Origin of the sequence: Streptomyces sp. NPDC005962 (genome assembly GCF_040629205.1) — a bacterium.
In the GTDB taxonomy this organism is placed as follows: Bacteria; Actinomycetota; Actinomycetes; order Streptomycetales; family Streptomycetaceae; genus Streptomyces.
In genome coordinates this window covers 430,415-448,745 of record NZ_JBEXVE010000003.1, presented here as the reverse complement: position 1 = coordinate 448,745, position 18,331 = coordinate 430,415, and the positions used below count along the sequence as shown (strand labels likewise).

15 protein-coding genes are annotated in these 18,331 nt (G+C 72.9%); 5 read left to right on the top strand and 10 right to left on the bottom strand.

The genetic code is table 11. The features are described from left to right. Window positions 1-52 precede the first annotated feature (52 nt). The 7 genes from ABZ370_RS08205 to ABZ370_RS08175 form a co-directional block, all read right to left on the bottom strand. Window positions 53-1,330, bottom strand: coding sequence for an RNA polymerase sigma factor (locus ABZ370_RS08205; protein ID WP_358618129.1), 1,278 nt, complete (start codon window positions 1,328-1,330; stop codon window positions 53-55). Window positions 1,331-1,525: 195 nt separating this feature from the next. Further along, window positions 1,526-3,457, bottom strand: coding sequence for a DNA primase (gene dnaG, locus ABZ370_RS08200; protein WP_358618126.1), 1,932 nt, complete (start codon window positions 3,455-3,457; stop codon window positions 1,526-1,528). 66 nt (window positions 3,458-3,523) lie between these two features. Further along, on the bottom strand, window positions 3,524-4,819 hold the full coding sequence (locus ABZ370_RS08195; RefSeq protein ID WP_358618124.1) for an FAD-dependent oxidoreductase: 1,296 nt from the start codon (window positions 4,817-4,819) through the stop codon (window positions 3,524-3,526). 317 nt (window positions 4,820-5,136) lie between these two features. Further along, window positions 5,137-6,561, bottom strand: coding sequence for a deoxyguanosinetriphosphate triphosphohydrolase (locus tag ABZ370_RS08190; RefSeq protein ID WP_358618122.1), 1,425 nt, complete (start codon window positions 6,559-6,561; stop codon window positions 5,137-5,139). Next, entirely contained in the window at window positions 6,558-7,364 is an 807-nt protein-coding gene (locus ABZ370_RS08185; RefSeq protein WP_358618119.1) for a CbiX/SirB N-terminal domain-containing protein, read from the bottom strand. The genes ABZ370_RS08190 and ABZ370_RS08185 overlap by 4 nt, the downstream gene beginning before the upstream one ends. 750 nt (window positions 7,365-8,114) lie before the next feature. Further along, window positions 8,115-8,570, bottom strand: a complete 456-nt coding sequence (locus ABZ370_RS08180; RefSeq protein ID WP_358618116.1) for a MarR family winged helix-turn-helix transcriptional regulator — start codon at window positions 8,568-8,570, stop codon at window positions 8,115-8,117. Between the two features lie 34 nt (window positions 8,571-8,604). After that, the gene (locus ABZ370_RS08175) at window positions 8,605-9,585 is read right to left on the bottom strand and encodes an adenosine deaminase (protein WP_358618113.1); all 981 of its coding nucleotides are present in this window, start codon (window positions 9,583-9,585) and stop codon (window positions 8,605-8,607) included. Between the two features lie 165 nt (window positions 9,586-9,750). Between ABZ370_RS08175 and ABZ370_RS08170 the strand changes: the two genes are divergently transcribed. Both ABZ370_RS08170 and ABZ370_RS08165 read left to right on the top strand, forming a co-directional pair. Then, a complete protein-coding gene (locus tag ABZ370_RS08170; RefSeq protein ID WP_358618111.1) occupies window positions 9,751-10,353 on the top strand; it encodes a Uma2 family endonuclease in 603 nt (200 codons plus the stop codon). A 74-nt stretch (window positions 10,354-10,427) separates the two neighbouring features. Further along, entirely contained in the window at window positions 10,428-11,111 is a 684-nt protein-coding gene (locus ABZ370_RS08165; protein WP_358618108.1) for an ElyC/SanA/YdcF family protein, read from the top strand. 23 nt (window positions 11,112-11,134) lie between these two features. On the opposite strand, the gene cutA is transcribed toward ABZ370_RS08165, so the two are convergent. Beyond that, a complete protein-coding gene (gene cutA / locus ABZ370_RS08160; protein WP_358618105.1) occupies window positions 11,135-11,458 on the bottom strand; it encodes a divalent-cation tolerance protein CutA in 324 nt (107 codons plus the stop codon). Between the two features lie 109 nt (window positions 11,459-11,567). On the opposite strand from cutA, the gene ABZ370_RS08155 reads away from it, so the two are divergent. Then, a complete protein-coding gene (locus ABZ370_RS08155) occupies window positions 11,568-11,927 on the top strand; it encodes a cupin (protein WP_358618103.1) in 360 nt (119 codons plus the stop codon). A gap of 106 nt (window positions 11,928-12,033) precedes the next feature. Here ABZ370_RS08155 and ABZ370_RS08150 read toward each other — a convergent pair whose 3' ends face one another. Both ABZ370_RS08150 and ABZ370_RS08145 read right to left on the bottom strand, forming a co-directional pair. After that, window positions 12,034-14,637: a CBM35 domain-containing protein gene (locus tag ABZ370_RS08150; protein ID WP_358618101.1), complete on the bottom strand. Its 2,604-nt coding sequence runs from the start codon at window positions 14,635-14,637 to the stop codon at window positions 12,034-12,036. Next, window positions 14,634-15,713, bottom strand: coding sequence for a LacI family DNA-binding transcriptional regulator (locus ABZ370_RS08145; RefSeq protein ID WP_358618099.1), 1,080 nt, complete (start codon window positions 15,711-15,713; stop codon window positions 14,634-14,636). The genes ABZ370_RS08150 and ABZ370_RS08145 overlap by 4 nt, the downstream gene beginning before the upstream one ends. Window positions 15,714-15,795: 82 nt before the next feature. Between ABZ370_RS08145 and ABZ370_RS08140 the strand changes: the two genes are divergently transcribed. Together ABZ370_RS08140 and ABZ370_RS08135 are read left to right on the top strand one after the other, a co-directional pair. Then, window positions 15,796-17,967, top strand: a complete 2,172-nt coding sequence (locus ABZ370_RS08140) for an alpha-galactosidase (protein WP_358618097.1) — start codon at window positions 15,796-15,798, stop codon at window positions 17,965-17,967. A gap of 9 nt (window positions 17,968-17,976) precedes the next feature. Beyond that, entirely contained in the window at window positions 17,977-18,327 is a 351-nt protein-coding gene (locus ABZ370_RS08135) for a hypothetical protein (protein ID WP_358618096.1), read from the top strand. Window positions 18,328-18,331: the final 4 nt, after the last annotated feature.

Sequence of the window (18,331 nt, the reverse complement as noted above, 5' to 3'; positions counted from 1 at the left end):
GGGGCCTGATCCAAACGACCTGATCCAGGCGACCTGATCCAGGCGACAGGTCCTAGTCCAGGTAGCCGCGGAGCTGGTCGGCGAAGGCGTGGTCGCGGAGCTTGTTGAGGGTTTTGGACTCGATCTGGCGGATGCGTTCCCGGGTCACGCCGAAGATCCGGCCGATCTCCTCCAGCGTGCGGGGGCGGCCGTCGGCCAGTCCGTACCGCAGCTGGACGACCTTGCGCTCGCGCTCGCCGAGCGTCGACAGCACGGCCTCCAGATGCTCGCGGAGCAGCAGGAACGCCGCGGACTCGACCGGTGAGGCGGCGTCGCCGTCCTCGATGAGGTCGCCGAGCGCGACATCGTCCTCCTCCCCCACCGGCGCGTGCAGCGACACCGGCTCCTGGGCGAGGCGCAGCACCTCGCCGACCCGTTCCGGGGTGAGGTCGAGGTGGACCGCGACCTCCTCGGGGGTGGGTTCGTAGCCGCGCTCCTGGAGCATCCGGCGCTGTACGCGGACGACCCGGTTGATCAGTTCGACGACGTGGACCGGGACCCGGATGGTCCGGGCCTGGTCGGCGAGGGCGCGGGACATGGCCTGGCGAATCCACCAGGTCGCGTACGTCGAGAACTTGTAGCCGCGGGCGTAGTCGAACTTCTCGACCGCGCGGATCAGGCCGAGGTTGCCCTCCTGGACGAGGTCCAGCATGGTCAGGCCGCGGCCCACGTAGCGCTTGGCGACGGAGACGACGAGGCGCAGGTTGGCCTCGATCAGGCGGCGCTTGGCCATCCGGCCCAGGACGACCAACCTGTCGAGGTCGAGGGCGAGTTGGCTGTCGAGGTCGGAGGCGTTCGCGAGCTTCTCCTCGGCGAACAGGCCCGCCTCGACCCGGCGGGCCAGCTCGACCTCCTCGACGGCGGAGAGGAGCGGAATCCGGCCGATTTCGCGCAGGTACTGGCGGAAGAGGTCGGAGGAGGGGCCAGTGGTCTCGGCGCGTGCGGGACGCTCGGCGGGGGTGTCGTCCGGTTCGGGGTCGGGGTCGGACAGTACGGGGTTGGTGCGGTCTTCTGCTTCAGTGCCGGGTTCCGCTTCGGCGGCGGGTTCCGGTTCTGCGGCGGGTTCCGGATTCGCTTCGGGGGACCGGGCTTCGGTGGCGTCCGGGGACCCCGGGTCGCGGGCCGCGCCGGACCGCGCGGGCGGTTCCGGTGGCTCCACGGCCGACGGTGCCCGGGACTGCGGCGGCGGCCCGGGGGCCGCGTCGGTGAGGGTCTGGGTCTGCACGGGGGCGACCTCCAGGGTGATCGCTGCTGAGGCGGCAGAACGATCGGGTACGGATGCGGTAGCCACGCCGCCGTCCGTCCCGTACATCATGAGCGGACCTGCGGGGATTCCGGCCTACCCGGCCAACACCGCCGCGCTCCGAGGACTCAGGCACCACAACCCAGTGTGGGGTACGACACACGCCCGCCACGAGGGGCGTGCGAGCACTTTTTGCGCAGCGGCCGGTGACCGACCGGTTACGCGACGTCGGCTACCGCCCCGCTAGAGCGCCGCGGCGCCCTGGGTCTGGAGGGACTGGGCGTACTGCTGGAGGACCCACAGCTCGTTCTGGACGGCGGCCAGATGGGCCGGGTCGGCGTGCTGGCCCAGGCGCTGAAGCGTGCCCTGGACCTCCCTGATGCGGTGGTTGACGGCGGACTGGCGGACCCTCACCAGCTGCTCGCCCGCGTACGCCTCGTCCGCGTCGCGGCGGGTGTGGAGGGGCTCCACGGCCAGCTCGGTGACCATGGCGCGAACCGTGTCGTCGGGGGCGGCGTCGCGGACGCGGCGCAGGTAGTCGGCGTCGGCGCCCTCCGCACCGCCCGCGACCTCGACGGTGCGGCGCACGGCGGCGTAGGGCGGAGCGGTGAACTCGTCCTCCCCGTAGGCGTCGAAGGCCGGGGAGACCAGCTCGGGGCGCTGGAGGGCCAGCTTCAGCAGCTCGCGCTCGACCCGGTGGGCCGGGCTGCGGAGGTTCAGGGCGGGGCCCCGGGGGCCTGCCGGGGCCCCGGACCCCTGGGGGCCGCCGGGGCCGCCGGGCGCGGCGGACCGCTGGTTCGGGCGGCCGCGCTGGTCGGGGCGCTGGTCGCCGCCCCGGCCGCGATCCCGCGCCCACCGGGCGAGCTGGCTGACGCGCTGGACGACGAACTGGGTGTCGAGGATGCCCAGCAGCCCCGCGAGGTGGACGGCCGACTCGTGCTGGATGGAGCTGTTCTTGATGCCCGCGACGACCGGTGCGGCCTCGTCCAGGGCGGCGGCGCGGCCCACCGCCGTGTCGAGGTTGTGGCGGGCGACGATCTTCCGGATGGCGAACTCGAAGAGCTGGGTGCGGCTCTCGACCAGCGCCGAGACCGCGTCGTCGCCGTGCGCGAGCCGCAGATCGCAGGGGTCCATACCGCCGGGGGTGATCGCGATGTAGGTCTCGGCGGCGAACTTCTGGTCGTCCTCGAAGGCGCGCAGGGCGGCCTTCTGGCCCGCCGCGTCGCCGTCGAAGGTGAAGACGACCTCGGCGCCGGAGTTGTCCATCAGCAGCCGCCGCAGGATCTTGATGTGGTCGCCGCCGAAGGAGGTGCCGCAGGTGGCGATGGCGGTGGTGACCCCGGCCAGATGGCAGGCCATGACGTCGGTGTACCCCTCGACGACCACGGCGCGGCTGGTCTTGGCGATGTCCTTCTTGGCGAGGTCGATCCCGTACAGGACGTGGGACTTCTTGTAGAGCGGCGTTTCGGGGGTGTTGAGGTACTTGGGGCCGTTGTCGTCGTCGCGCAGCTTACGGGCGCCGAAGCCGACGACCTCGCCGGTGATGTCGCGGATGGGCCACATGAGGCGGCCGCGGAAGCGGTCGATGGGGCCGCGGCGGCCGTCCTGCGCGATGCCGGAGAGGATCAGCTCGCGGTCGGTGAAGCCACGGCCGCGCAGGAAGCGGACGAGGTGGTCCCAGCCCGCCGGGCTGTAGCCGACGCCGAAGTGCTGGGCGGCGGCCTGGTCGAAGCCGCGCTCGGCGAGGAACTTACGGCCGATCTCCGCCTCGGGGCTGTCCAGCTGCTCGACGTAGAACTGCGCGGCCGCCCGGTGCGCTTCGACCAGGCGGGTGCGCTCGCCCTGCTGGCGGCCGGGGGTGGCGCTGCCCTGCTCGTACCGCAGGGTGATCCCGGCCTGGGAGGCGAGCCGCTCGATGGTCTCGGAGAAGGAGAGGTGGTCGATCTTCATGACGAAGTCGACGGTGTCGCCGCCCTCCTGGCAGCCGAAGCAGTAGTACAGCCCCTTGCTGGGGCTGATCTGGAAGGACGGTGACTTCTCGTCGTGGAAGGGGCAGAGCCCCTTGAGATTGCCACCGCCCGCGTTCCGCAGCTGGAGATAGTCGGACACGACGGCGTCGATCGGGACCGCGTCCCGCACCGCCCGTACGTCGTCATCGTTGATCCGGCCTGCCACGCGTGAATTCTACGGCCGGGGTCCGACACCGATGCCCGGCACCGGTCGGGCCCCGGCCCGGGGGCGTTATGACACGAGCGAGGTGAGCGGGACGGACGGGTCGGCGAGGGCGGCCGGGTCGGGTCGGCCGCCGGTGCGGATGAGCTGCTGGATGGGCCCGGTGACGTCCCACACGTTCACGTTCATGCCCGCCAGCAGCCGACCGTCGCTCAGCCAGAAGGCGACGAACTGCCGCTTACCGACGTCGCCGCGGATCAGCACCTGGTCGTACGAGCCGGGCGGCGCGTAGCCCGAGTACTCCAGCCCGACGTCGTACTGGTCGGAGAAGAAGTACGGCACCCGGTCGTACGAGACGTCCTGGCCGAGCATGGTCCGGGCGGCAGCCGGGCCGCCGTTCAGCGCGTTGGCCCAGTGCTCGACGCGCAGCCGGGCGCCGGGCGGGAGCGCGCCGCGCACCGGGGTCCCCTCCAGGAAGGCGAGCGGGGCGGAGGCGGCGTCGCCCGCCGCGAAGATGTCCGGGTCGCTGGTGCGCAGCGCGGCGTCGACGGCGATACCGCCGCCCGACGCCCGGTCCACCACGTCCAGCCCGGCGGCCTCGGCCAGGGCGGTGCGCGGGGCGGCGCCGATGGCGGCCAGCACGCTGTGGCAGGGGTGCTCCTCGCCGTCGTCGGTGAGGGCGGCGAGCACCATGCCGTCCTGGCCGGTGATCTCGGTGAGCGTGGCGCCGAAGTGGAAGCGGACGCCGTGCTCGCTGTGCAGGTCGGCGAAGAGTGCGCCCAGTTCGGGGCCGAGGACGGAGTGGAGCGGGGTCGGTTCGGGCTCGACGATGGTCACCTCGGCGCCGTATCCGCGGGCGGCGGCCGCGACCTCCAGGCCGATCCAGCCCGCGCCCGCGATGACCAGCTGTCCGTTGTCGCGGCCGAGAGTGCCGAGGACGCCCTTCAGCCGCTCGGCGTGGGCCAGGCGGCGCAGGTGGTGGACGCCCGCCAGGCCGGTGCCCGGAATGTCCAGGCGGCGCGGCTCGGCGCCGGTGGCCAGCAGCAGCCGGTCGTAGTGGATGCGGGTGCCGTCGCCGAGGGTCACGGCCTTGGCGGCGCGGTCCAGGTGGGTGGCGGGCTGGCCGAGGTGGAGTTCGATGTCGGCCTGGGCGTACCAGGCGGGTTCGTGGACGAAGACGCTGTCGCGCTCCTGGCTGCCGGTGAGGAAGCCCTTGGAGAGCGGGGGACGCTCGTAGGGGTGGTCGCGCTCGTCACAGATCAGGATCACTCGGCCGGTGAACCCCTCCGAACGGAGGGTTTCCGCGGCTTTCGCCCCGGCCAGACCCCCTCCGACGATGACGAACGTCTGGTGTGCGTCGACCACTTGTTTTCCTCCTCGCTGCCGGGCGGTGCCTCTGCGTTTGCTTCTACCCCGGTCGCGTCGACCAGTCGCATCAGCCGGAGCTTTGGCCATAGGGAGCCTCCGGGGAGCCTCCCGCACCAAGCGGGGCGGGGGAAGGGGGCCGTGCGGAGTGGCGGGAACGGGCCGGGTGGGGTGTTGTGTGTTCCGGGTGGAGTGTCGTATGTGGCTGTATACGACTGTTTGTGTTCATGTGCGGTCGTACGTGGCGGTCATGTGTGACGGTCGTATGTGACGATCTTGCGCGGCGCGGTCATACGTGACGGTCATGTGCGGCGCGGTCATACGTGGCGTACCGAGCGCTGGGCCGTGAGGCGGGCGTGGAGGGAGCGGGCCGAGACGTCCGTCAGGGCGGCGATCTGGTCCACGATCGCGCGCAGCCGTCCCCTCTCGTCGCCCGCCGCGTCCGCCGCGTCGAACAGGGCGCGGAACTGCGGGTCGAGCCCGTCGGGGGCGCGGGCGATCAGTGCCTCGCCCAGTTCGGCGATCACGACGCGCTGGTCGGCGCGGACCAGCTCCTGGTCGGCGCGCTGGATGACGTAACGGTCCGCGACCGCCTTGAGCACCGCGCACTCCAGCCGGGCCGGGCGCGGCACCACCAGCTCGGCGCGGTAGCGGGTGAACCGGCCCGTGCCGTACGCCGCCCGGGTGGCGGCCTCGGCGGCGAGGCAGAACCGGCCGATGAGCTGGCTCGTGGCGTCCTTGAGGCGGGCTTGGGCGACGGACGTGCCGTCGTAGCCGTGCGGCCACCACTCCTGGTCGAGCAGCCGGTCCAGCGCCTCGGCCAGCTCCTGCGGGTCCGCGCCCGGGGCGTAACGGGCGGCGGCGACCGCGAACACCTCGCGCCGCTCGGGCTCGGCGAGCAGGCTGTTCGGGTCGAGGTGGCCCGCGTGCAGGCCGTCCTCGACGTCGTGCACCGAATACGCCACATCGTCCGCCCAGTCCATGACCTGGGCCTCGAACGGGGTGCGCTGCTCGGGCGCGCCGCGCCGGAACCAGGCGAAGACCGGGAGGTCGTCCTCGTACACCCCGAACTTCGGCGAGTCCGGATCGCGGGGGTGCTCGCCGCGCGGCCAGGGGTATTTGGTGGCCGCGTCCAGGGCCGCCCGGGTGAGGTTGAGGCCGACGCTGAGCGGTTCGCCGGTCTCCGCGTCGGGGACGAACCGCTTCGGTTCGAGCCGGGCCAGCAGCCGCAGCGACTGGGCGTTCCCCTCGAAACCGCCGCAGTCGCGGGCCACCTCGTTGAGCGCCTGCTCGCCGTTGTGGCCGAAGGGCGGGTGGCCGAGGTCATGGGCGAGGCAGGCCATCTCCACCAGGTCCGGATCGCAGCCGAGGGCGGCCCCCAGCTCCCGGCCCACCTGAGCGCACTCGAGGGAGTGGGTCAGCCGGGTGCGGGGCGTGGCGTCCCAGGCCGGGGTGCGGGCGGAGGCGCCGAGGTCCGCGTCGGTGGCCGGGGCGGCGGTCACGACCTGCGTCTTTCCGGCGAGGCGGCGCAGCGCGGCGGAGTGCAGCACCCGCGCCCGGTCTCGCTGGAACGCGGTCCGGCCGGGCCGCTTGTCGGGCTCCTGGACCCAGCGCTCCAGGTCCGCCGCGTCATAGCCGGGGGTCGTGGGGGTGGTGGTGCCGTAGTTCGTGGTGGTGTTCGTGGTGGTGTTCGTGGTGTGGTTCGTGGTGTGACCTGTCGTACGACCTGCTCTGCGGCTCATACACCGACGGTAACCGCCCGGTACGACAGCGGGGCGCTGGAGAGCGCCTGTTCGTAGCGGTGGAGCACCAGCCGGGCGACGGCCGGGTGGGCGCCGAGCGGGGCCGCCGCGATGCCGGGGGCGGCGTCCGCGCACTGGGTGGCGAAGCGGCCGGGTGCGGTGAAGTACGAGGCCACGGCGATGTCGCGGCGGCGGTCCCCGTGCGGGGTGTGCGGGGCGTACGGGGTGTGCGGGGCGAGGGCTCGTATGGCGTCGGCGACGGTGGGGGCGGCGGCGGACGCGTACGCCGGGACGACCGGTATGCCGCCGAGCCGGGCGCTGAGCAGGGCGGCCGTGGCGGTGGCGTCGACGGCCGCGTCGGGGTCGCGGGAACCGGCGGCGGCGAGGACGACGGCCTGGGGGCGGCGCCGGGTTCGGTGCCGCTGACTGGCCTCGCTGAGGCGGGCGTGCAGGGCCTCGGCGAGGAGCGGGTGGGGGCCGAGGGGTGCGGCGATGTGCGTCGTGAGGTGGGCGGCGGCCGCGGCTGCCGCCGGAAGGTCCTCCTTGACGTGATAGCCGCGGCCGAGGAGGAGCGGTACGAGGACGGCTTCGCCGCGGAGCGCGGCGAGGGTGTCCGCGAGGAGCGGCCGGTTCAGCTCGATGTGCCCGAGCTGGACGGGCACATCGGGGCGCAGGGCCCGGACCGCGTTCAGGAGGGCCGTCACGGTGCGCAGCGCCGCCGGGTCCCGGCTGCCGTGCGCCACGGCGACCAGCGTCGGGGGGCCGGAGGGGCGGGGGTGGGGTCGGGGCGACGCTGCTGTCATGACGTGACTGTGGCAGGGGCGTATTGCGCCGCCGTTGCGCGGCCGTGACGGGTGATTGCGGCGAGTTCACGGTGGGGGGTGGGGTGGGCTGAGGTGGGTGGTGGGGGTGGTTGCTGGGGTGGGTGGTGTGGGTGGTTGCTGGGGTGCGTGGTGGGTGCGCCTGGGGTTCGGTGGGTGGTGCGGGGGCGAGGCCTCCGGGGCAGGGCCCTGGACTCGTATATTTTTGGCGCCGGTGCCCGGAGACGTGGGGTGGGCCGGAAGTGTGCGCCACAAATACACGTCATCGTCCAGCACCCCACCCCTGCGACCCCGCCCCCTCCCGCATCGTCGGCGACTCCCCGCCGGTGGCCCCGGCCCCGGTCCGGCTCCGGGTCGCCCCGGGGCGGGCAGCCGGGCGGGGGTGGGCCCGACCCCGCCCCATCCCGTCGAGTAGTGGCTCCCCGCCGGTGGCCCCGGCCCCGGTCCGGCCCCGGGTCGCCCCGGGGCGGGCAGTCGGGCGGGGTGGGTCCGGCGCCGCCCCTCCCGTCGAGTAGTGGCTCCCCGCCGGTGGCCCCTGCCCCGGCCCGGCTCCGGGTCGCCCCGGGGCGGGCAGCCGGGCGGGGGTGGGTCCGGCCCCGCCCCCTCCCGCATCGTCGGCGGCTCCCCGCCGGTGGCCCCGGACCCGGTCCGGCTCCGGGTCGCCCCGGGGCGGGCAGTCGGGCGGGGTGGGTCCGACCCGTCGAGTGGCGGCTCCCCGCCGGTGGTCGGGGGTCAGTGGTGCCAGGCCTTGCCGTTGGTGTTGTGGATCATGCGTTGGAGGACCTTGAGGGTGGCGACGTAGTCCTCGTCGGGGATGCCGTCGTGGATGCGTTCCCGCATTGTCAGCTGGCGTTGCGCCGCGCGGTCGCGGAGGGCGCGGCCCTCGGGGGTCAGGTGGAGGCGCTGGGCGGTGGTGGTCAGCAGGCCGCGGTCGAGGAGGGCGTCCATCTCGGGTTCCAGGGCGGCGCCCGTGTCCAGGTAGCCCTGGAGGACGGCCCGCACCTCGTCGCGGGTGCGGCCGTCCTCACCGCCGTCGCGGACCTGGTTGAGAATCCACCACGCGGGCTGGCTGAGGCCGAATTCCGACAGCCCTTCCCGGATGTACGTCACGACCGCCTCGTGGGCGGCCCAGCTCCAGTAGCCGATGGGCTGGCGGATCAGTTCGGTGTCGCTGTGTGAGTACTCCATGGCGACGAACGTAGAAGTTCAACCAAGGTTGAGGTCAAGACGCGTCGAGTTCCCTCAGGTACGCCGCGCGCGTCTCCTCGTCCAGGAAGGAGGCCTGGAAGGAATTGCGGGCCAGGGTGCGCAGGGTCGTTTGGTCGAGCCCGAGGGCGTCGCGTACGGCGGTGAAGTTGTCCTCCGCGTAGCCGCCGAAGTAGGAGGGGTCGTCGGAGTTGACGGTCACCAGCAGACCGGCGTCCAGCATGGCGGGGAGGGGGTGGTCGGAGAGGTGGCCGACGACGCGGAGGCGGACGTTGGAGAGGGGGCAGACGGTGAGCGGTACCTGGTCCGTGACCAGCCGCTCCACCAGGGTCTCGTCCTCCAGGCAGCGCACGCCGTGGTCGATACGGTCGACGCCGAGGATGTCCAGGGCCTCCCAGACGTACGCGGGCGGGCCCTCCTCGCCCGCGTGGGCGACGCACTTCAGCCCGGCTTCGCGTGCCAGCGCGTACACCTCGCGGAACTTCGACGGCGCGTGGCCGACCTCGGCCGAGTCGAGGCCGACGGCGGTGATCCGGTCGAGGTAGGGGCGGGCCGCTTCGAAGGTGGCCAGGGCCGATTCGGCGGTCTCGTCCCGCAGGAAGCACATGATCAGGCGGGTGGTGATGCCGTGGGTCCGGGGGGCGTCGTCGAGGGCGCGGGTGAGGCCGCGGATGACGGTGCCGATGTCGACGCCGCGGGCGGTGTGCGCCTGGGGGTCGAAGAAGATCTCGGCGTGCCGGACGCCCTGCTCGCGGGCGCGGGCGAGGTAGGCGTTGGTGAGGTCGGCGAAGTCGTCCTCGGTGCGCAGGACGGCCATCAGCGCGTAGTAGAGGTTGAGGAAGTCCTGGAGGTCGGTGAAGGAGTACGCGGCGCGCAGCTCGTCCTGGGTGGCGTAGGGCAGCTCGATGCCGTTGCGCTCGGCGAGCGCGAAGGCGAGATCGGGCTCCAGGGTGCCCTCGATATGGAGGTGGAGTTCGGCTTTGGGGAGCGGCGGCACGGCTGGGATCACCTGCTGGTTTCACTGGTACGGAACGACTCCCCAAGGCTATGCGGGATGGGGCACATCGCTCGTTCGGGGTAATGCGAACGGATAACGGATACCTGGCGCCGCCCGTCGCTACGGTGAGCCCGAGAGTACGCTCCGTAGCAGATGGAGGATGCGGTGACCGCGATATTGGAGCGGCCGATGACCACGGGATTCGACGTTCTGCTCCGGACCACGGAGGAACTAGAGACCCCGGATGGCTTCAAGGCCGAGCTCATCAGGGGAAAGGTCGTCGTGTCGCCGTGGTCGAGCCCGTTCTACAAGCTGCAGATGAGGTCATTACGCCTTCAGCTTGCGGCCCATGTCCCCGAGGGGCATGACGCGGACACCTTCCCATTCCTGTTCAGCTTCGCCTCCTCCGAGCGCGCGTACGGACCTGACCTGTACGTCGCGGACTTGGCGGCCTTCCGCGGAAAGGCGCGCCACGTGGACAGCGAGGCGCTGTCCCTCGTCGCCGAGTTGACGTCGGTCTCCACGCGTGACGTCGACTGGCAGGAGAAGCTCGAGGTCTACGGCCGCCACGTGCCGGTGTACCTGGTGCTCGACATGCAGGCCGAGGAGATCACCGCCTTCTGGGACCCGTCGGACCACGGCTACCGGGCCCGGACGACCGTCCCCTTCGGCAAGCCGCTCCCCATCCCCGCTCCGTTTGGTTTCGACCTCGACACCAGCGAATTCGTTGGACCCGAGGAGCCCGAAGGCGACGACGCCGCCGAATAGCCCGGTGCAACCGACCCGCCCCTTGGCCGCGTCACTCAGCGCGATGGTGCTGGTGAGGCCGAGGAGGACAGGGCATGTTCAGGTGGGCGCAACAGCGGCTGCCTCGGACGCGGCGGGGGTGGCGGGGGGTTTTTCAGGTTGCCGTGCTCGTCAGCGTGCTGGCGCTGCTGCCCGCGACCTGGCTGCGGTTGAGTACGGAGGGGCGGGTGCGGTCGGCGGTCGGGGATGCGCCCTCGGCGCCGGTGGGGGTGGTGTTCGGGGCGGGGCTGTGGGATGGGGAGCCGTCGCCGTATCTGGCGCACCGGCTGGACGCGGCCGTCACGCTGTACCGGGCCGGGAAGGTGCGGGCGCTCCTGGTCACCGGGGACAACAGCCGCGACGACTACGACGAGCCGAACGCGATGCGTGGCTATCTGGTGAAGCGGGGTGTGCCGGACCGGCGCATCGTGAGTGACTTCGCGGGCTTCGACACCTGGGACTCGTGCAGCCGGGCCCGGCGGGTGTTCGGGGTGCACCGGGCGGTGCTGGTGAGCCAGGGGTTCCATATCCGCCGGGCGGTGGCGCTGTGCGGGGCGGCGGGGGTCGACGCGTACGGGGTCGCGGTGGACGAACCGCACGACGCGACATGGGGCTTCGGCGGGCTGCGGGAGACCGTGGCGGCGGGCAAGGCGGTGCTCGACGCCACGTTCCGGCCCGATCCTCGCTTCTTGGGTCCGCGGGAGCGGGGTATCAGCGATGCGTTGACGGCGGACAGATAGCAGATGACAGATAGTGGTTTTTGTCAGCTGATTGTTGTTTCCGCTACGACCCACGCCAGATAGTCCTCGCTGCCCCGCGTGATCGGCGTCGCGATCACTTCCGGCGTCTCGTAGTCGTGCGCCTCGCGGAGGTGCGCCTCCAGCTCGTCGTACCGGGCGGCGGTCGTCTTGAACAGCACCTGCCACTCGGCGGCGGTCTCGATCGCGTCCTGCCAGCGGTAGACGGAGGTCACCGGCTGGCTGATCTGTGCGCAGGCCGCCAGCCGCGCCTCCACGGCGCCGCGCGCCAGGGCCTCCGCCTTCTCGGGGGTGTCGGTGGTCGTCAGGACGGTCAGGTAGTCGGCCACGGCTGCCTCTTTCGGGGTGTCGCGGGGTGCGAACTGGCGCGCAACACGCTAGCCGGTGACGATTGAGGGAACCCGCCGACGATCAGATCAGGACGATCGAGGGGCACTCATGGATGACCTCACCGCGCTCGCACGCCACCATCTGGACCAGGCGAAGGCCGATCCGCACGGGCGCAGCGCGCATCTGTTCCTGCATGACGGGCCGCTGCGGCAGAGTGTGATCGCGATGGTCTCCGGTTGTCAGCTGGACGAGCACAACGCTCCCCCGGCGGCGAGTCTGCACGTGCTGCACGGTCATGTGCGGCTGACCGGGAGCGGGGTGCGCACGGATCTCATCGCCGGGCAGGTGGAGCGCGTTCCGCACGAGCGGCACGGGATGGTCGCGCTGGAGGACTCCGTGGTGCTGCTGACCGCCGTGACCGCCACCGTGGGCTGCCCCGCTCCCGGTGAGGACGCGGCGACCCCCTGACGGTGGTCACCTGAAGCGCGCCGTGCCGGTGTCCTCCGCGCTGACGCCGGAAGCGGTGCCCCACGCCCCGGTGCGTCTGCACGGCCGCACCGGGGCGTATCCGCGGTCAGCCGATGACCGGGGCGAGGTCGATCCGGTCGAGGTTGGGGGCGTACGCGCCCGGGTTGGCGAAGGTGACCGTGTTGGCGCCCTTGGCGAGGTCGACGGGGACGGCCAGGGTCCAGTAGTCGTCCCAGCCCCAGGTGTTCTTGAACATCACGCGCCGGGGCTTCCCCTTGCCGACCGTGATGTCCGCGCCGCGCGAGACGATGTCGGTGTTGTACGCGTGGCCGTTGTCGCGCCGCTCGTTGTTGGCGTAGCGGACCGCCATCAGATAGCGGCCCGCGGCCGGGGCCTGGACGGTGAGGGTGGCGGTGTTGGACGCGCCGTTGCCGAGCCATCCGGCGTAGCTGCCGCCCGAGGCGTGCGCGCCGGACTCGGGCTTGGCGGTGCCGGACAGCGCGCCGCTCTCCGCCTCGTAGCCGCGCACGCCCGCCGTGTCGTCGCCCGCGCCCGTGACGTCCAGGGAGCGCAGCCGCACGGGGGCGGCTCCGGCCGGGGCGGCGGTGACGCGGTTGTTCCCGGCGGTCAGGTAGAACCGCTGGGAGCTGGTCGTGGTCGCCGTGGTCGCTCCGTGCGCGGTGAGCTTCAGCTGGCCGCCTGTCGCGCGCGGGGTCACCGTGTAGTAGCCCTCGCGGGGCGCGTAGACGTCGAAGACCGCGGCGTCCCGGGGGCCGAGGACGAGGGCTCCGGTGCCGGTTCCGCTCGCCGAGGCGTAGTCGTAGGAGGGGCTGCCGGTGGTGTCCGCGAGCGTGGCCTCGTACGCGGCCGAGGGCTGCGTGGCGGCCGTGAGGTCGACGCGGTCGAGGGTCACCTCGGCCGTGTCGTGAGCCAGGGCGATCTCGTGGCGGCCCGCGGAGAGCCGGACGGTGTCGGTCTTGAGGCCGCGGTAGGTCCAGTTCTCGGTGGAGGGGTAGGTGACGGTGCGGGCCGCGCCGCCGTCGACCGTGAGGCGCTGGGTGGCCGGGCCGCCGCTCTGGTTGCCGTAGAGGACGGACAGGTCGTAATCCCCGGTACGGGGGACGTCCACGGTGAAGGCGACCTCGCTGGTGTCCTGGTTGAGGGAGCCGACGTCCTTGGTGCCGGAGGCGGCGTACCCGTTGGCGTTGGCGACGGTGCCCTGGGTGTAGACCTTGCCCGCCGTGATCGCCGCGTCCTCCGCCTCGTACGCGGCGTGCCACGGCGCCTGCGCGGGCTGCGGGGTTCCGCTGCCCGCCGGGGTGAGCACGATCCGGTACGCGGACATCCGGTCCATGCCGGTGAGCGGCACGGTCACCGAGCCGTCCGGGCGGACGGTCAGCTTCTTCCGGGCCAGGGTGCGGGGGGCGGCGTGCGCCCCCTCGTAGCCGGACCAGGCGGCCTCCGAGACGGCGGCGGTGACCTGGCGGCCGAAGACCTTCGGGTCGACGTGGCCGACCGTCACCTCCGCGTCGCCCGCCGCCCCGCCGACCAGCACCTGCGCCTGGCGTTTGGCGGTGTCGTAGGAGGCGAGGCCCTGGAGGGTGTCGACGGCGTCGGGGGTGGGCGGGGTGACCTTGACGGTCCGGCCGGTCATGGTGGCGTACCAGCGGAAGAACCACCACGCGCCGTTGGGGATGTTGGACTGGGCGACGCTGCCGGAGAGGTTGCCCGCGGCGTCCCAGTACGCCTGATCGGCGTAGACCTTGTTGCGCTCGAACATGGAGACCCACTGGACGAGTTGCCCCGGTACGGACAGATCGCGGCGGTTGGCGTACTCGTCGATGTTGACCGGTCGCGGTGCGATCCCCGCGCGCTTCTCCAGGGCGCGGTAGTCGTCGTAGTGACCCTGGAAGTCGCGCAGGGAGTCCGGCCCCAGCTCATGCCACGTGGTGACGTCGGGCAGTACCTTCTGCTGCTTCGCCCAGGTCAGGAAGTCGCCCATCAAGCGGGAGTGGTACGAGGACTCGTTGGGGCCCGCGATGCGGGCGTCCGGGTCGAGGGCGCGGATGCGGTCGTGGACGGTCTTCCAGTCGCGGAAGAAGCGGTCGCGGTTCTTCTCGTACGTGGCCTGGTCGGCGACGCCGAGGTTGTACCAGATCTGGTCGGGCTCGTTGAACGGGACGTAGACGAAGTGCTCGCCGTTGGGGGCGTCGGCGATGTCGCGCACGACCTTGTCGACCTTGGTGAGGTAGTCGTCGATGCCCAGGTCCTCATACGGCCACTTCGCGTAGATGTCCTGCATCATCACCAGGACGTCGCCGCCGCCGTTGCGGAAGAACGACTTCGAGACGGTGACGGCGTCGCCGTTGGGGTGCTGGGCGCCGCCCTCCGGCTTCTGGGTGACGGTGGTGAGCTTCAGCGGCGCGAGGGCGGCGTCGGTCGGCACGCCGTCGTCGCTCAGGCCGTACAGCGAGCCGTTGGCACCGTGCAGGACGGGGCCCTCGGGGGCGGCCAGGTCCACGGCGAGCGGCTGGGCGGCCTTCGGGGCGGCCGCGGGGGTCCGGTGCGGGGTGGCGTCGGCGGGAACGGCCGCCGTGAGGAGCGCGGCGGCGAGGGCGGCGGCGGTGGCGGCCGTTCTTATGCGGTGGCTTCTTATTGGGTGGCTGCCTATTCGGTCGCTGATTGTTCGGTTGCTGCTGGGTCTGGTCATGCGCGGGGGACCTCCGAGGGTGGGTTCGGCGGTAACGGGGCCGGCGGTGGGCCGGAGCTTTCGCGGACGATCAGCAGCGGTACGGAGACGGGGCACGGCGCGACCGGTTCGGCGTCCTCCAGCAGGCCGTACAACCGGCCGAAGGCGGCCCGGCCCAGGCCCGTGAAGTCGAGCCGTACCGTCGTCAGGGCGGGCGTGAGGAACGCGGAGTGCGGGGCGTCGTCGAAACCGGCCACGCTCACCTCGTCCGGGACCGCCCGGCCCGCCTCGTGCAGCGCCCGGATCACCCCGAGCGCGAGGTCGTCGTTGCCGCACAGGACCGCGGTGACGGACGGGTCGCGGGCCAGCCGCCGCCCCGCCCGGTATCCGCCCGCCGGATTCCAGCTCCCGGCCAGCGGGCGCGGCTCCGGCGCCCCGGCCGCGCGCAGCGCGTCCCGCCAGCCCGCGGTGCGCTGGCCGGTGCGGCGGGTGCTGGAGGGGATGGCGACGTAGTGCACGGTCTCGTGGCCGAGGTCCAGCAGGTGGCGGGTGGCGGTGCGGGCCGCCTCGCGGTCGTCCGTCCACACCCAGGGGCGGTGACCGGCGGGCGGCCGGGACGGGGTCTCGACGACGCCCACGACCGGGAGTTCGGCGGGTACGGCGGCCAGGGCGCGGACCCCGGCGGTGTCGTACGCCATCACGATCAGCCCGCCGCCGGTGTCGACGGCCCGGCGCACCCCGGCCCGGACGTCGGCGACGGTGTCGGACTCCAGGACGCCGATGGCGACCGTGTAACCCGCGGCGCGGGCGGCCTCCTCGATGCCCTGGAGGGTGGCGGCGTAGCCGTAGTGCGTGGTGTTCGCGGTCAGCACGGTGACCGACCGGGTCCGTCCACTGGCCAGGGCGAGCGCGGTGGCGCTGCGGCGGAAGCCGAGGGCTTTGATCGCGGCGAGGACGCGTTCGCGGGTGGCCGGTTTGACGCTCGGGTGGTCGTTGATCACGCGGGAGACGGTCTGGTACGAGACGCCCGCGGCGGTGGCGACGTCGCGGATGCCGGGCCGCCGTCCGCCCCCTCTTGTGTGACCGGTCACATGCACGCCAGGATTGTGACCGGTCACACAGGGGTCGTCAAGGGATTCGTCCGGCGGCCGTGGGTGGAATGGGTGGAAGGGGCGGGGCGTGCGGGAGACGTTCACATGGGGCCATTCGGCGCTCGCGGCCACGTTCGCGGCCGGGCCGGACGACGGGGTGCTCCGGCTCGTACGGCTGGGGCCGCCGGGCGATACCCCGCCGTCGAAGGGCACCCCGCCGTCGGAGACCGCGCCGTCGGAGGGCACGCCGGTGGTGGAGGTGCTGGCGCTCGGCTACGGCAGCGAGTGGTCCGGGCAGCGCGGTATCGAGACCGTGCTCGGTGGGCGCCTGCGGTACCGGGGGCACCGGGCCCGGGTGGATGACGGCTGGCACCGGCTGACGCTCGACCTCCACGACCCCGGCTCCGGACTCACCGCCGAGGTCCGCCTCTCCTCCCCCGACGGCCTGCCGGTGCTGCGCTCCGAGGTGCGGCTGACGAACGAGGGCACGGGCCCGCTCGTCGTCCAGGCCGTCCCCCACCTCGTCCTCGGCGGCCTCCCCTCCCCCGACGCGCTCGACGTCCACTGGGCGCGCAACGAGTGGCTGGCCGAGTGCCGTTGGGCCGCCGTACCGCTGCGCGACCGGATCGTGGACCTGTCGCGGGAGGCCCACGGCAACGCCAGCCGCGTCGCCCTCGTCCTCAGCAGCGTCGGCAGCTGGCCCACCGACGGCCATCTGCCGATGGGCGCCCTGACCGAGCGCGCCACCGGCCGGGCCTGGCTCTGGCAGGTCGAGTCGCCGGTGGGGTGGCGGTGGGAGGCCGGGGAGCGGGGCGACGGTACGTACGTCGCGCTCGGCGGGCCCACCGACGCCGAGCACCAGTGGCGCGAACGGCTCGAACCCGGCGCGTCGTTCACCACCGTCCCGGCCGCCCTCGCGCTCGCCGCGCGGGGCGGGTTCGACACGGCGATGGCCCATCTCACCGCGTACCGCAGGGCGATCCGGCGCCCGCACCCCGACCACACCGCCCTGCCCATCGTCTTCAACGACTACATGAACACCCTGATGGGCGACCCCACCACCGAGCGGCTGCTGCCCCTGATCGACGCCGCCGCCCGGGCCGGGGCCGAATACTTCTGCGTCGACGCGGGCTGGTACGACGACACCGACGGCTGGTGGGACAGTGTCGGCGCCTGGCAGCCCTCCACCCGCCGCTTCCCCGGCGGGCTCCAACTCGTCCTCGACCGCGTCCGCTCCCTCGGCATGGTCCCCGGGCTGTGGCTGGAGCCCGAAGTCGTCGGCGTCCGCAGCCCGGTGGCCGCCGAGCTGCCGGACGACGCGTTCTTCCAGCGCGACGGCGTACGCCTCACCGAAAACGGCCGCCACCACCTCGACCTGCGCCACCCCGCCGCCCGCCGCCACCTCGACGCGACGATCGACCGCATCGTCGGCGGCTGGGGCGTCGGCTACCTCAAGCTCGACTACAACATCAGCATCGCCCCGGGCACGGACTGGGACCCGGAGCGCGGCCACGCCGCTCCCGGCGCGGGCCTGCTCGGCCACGCCCGCGCCCACCGGCAGTGGCTGGCCGCCGTGCTCGACCGCCACCCCGCGCTCGTCATCGAGAACTGCGCCTCGGGCGGCCTGCGCATGGACGGCTCCTCCCTCGCCCTCACCCAGCTCCAGTCCACCAGCGACCAGCAGGACCCGCTCCGCTACCCGCCCATCGCCGCCGCCGCGCCGACCGCGGTGCCGCCGGAGCAGGGCGCGGTGTGGGCGTACCCGCAGCCCGGCTTCACCGACGACGAGATCCGCTTCGCGCTGGCCGGTGCGCTGCTGGGCCGGGTCCACCTCTCGGGCCACCTCGACCGGATGACCCCGGCCCAACTGGACCTCGTCCGCGACGCCCTCGCGGTCTACCGGCGGGTGCGCCCCGATCTGCCCTCGGCCGTCCCGTTCTGGCCGCTGGGGCTGCCGGGCTGGACGGACGCGTGGGTGGCGCTGGGGCTGCGTACCGGTGACGGCCGGACGTACGTGGCGCTCTGGCGCCGGGGCGGCGAACAGCCCGAACGGACCCTGCCCCTCCCCCACTTGGCGGGCCACGCGCTCCGCGTCGAACACCTCCACCCGGCCGAATCAGCCGCCGAAACCACCTGGGCGGCGGACCGCGCCGAACTCACCGTCGCGCTCCCGCGCACCCCCTCGGCGCTCCTGCTCCGCCTGACCGCCACCGACGATGAGGGCGGCCGACCCAACACCCTTGAGCAAGCGGCGAGTTAGGCTCGCGGCATGTCTTCTGTGCTCCTTCTGGGCCTCGATCCGCGGCTGGCACCCGGCGTGGACGCGGACGCCGTTCTCGCGCTCATCGACACGGACATGGCCCGCCTCCGCGAGCGGGGCGCGGACACCTCCACGGTGCTGCTCCGCCTCGACGAGTCGACCGAGTCCACGATCGTCGCGGCGCTGGCCGAACACCCCTGGGATGTCGTCGTCATCGGGGGCGGCATCCGTAAGCCGGAGCAGCTTCTGACGTTCTTCGAGCAGGTCGTCAATCTGGTCCGGCAGCACGCGCCCCAAGCGGCGATCGCGTTCAACACCAACCCGGGCGACAGCACGGAGGCCGCGCTGCGCCGGCTGTGAGGGC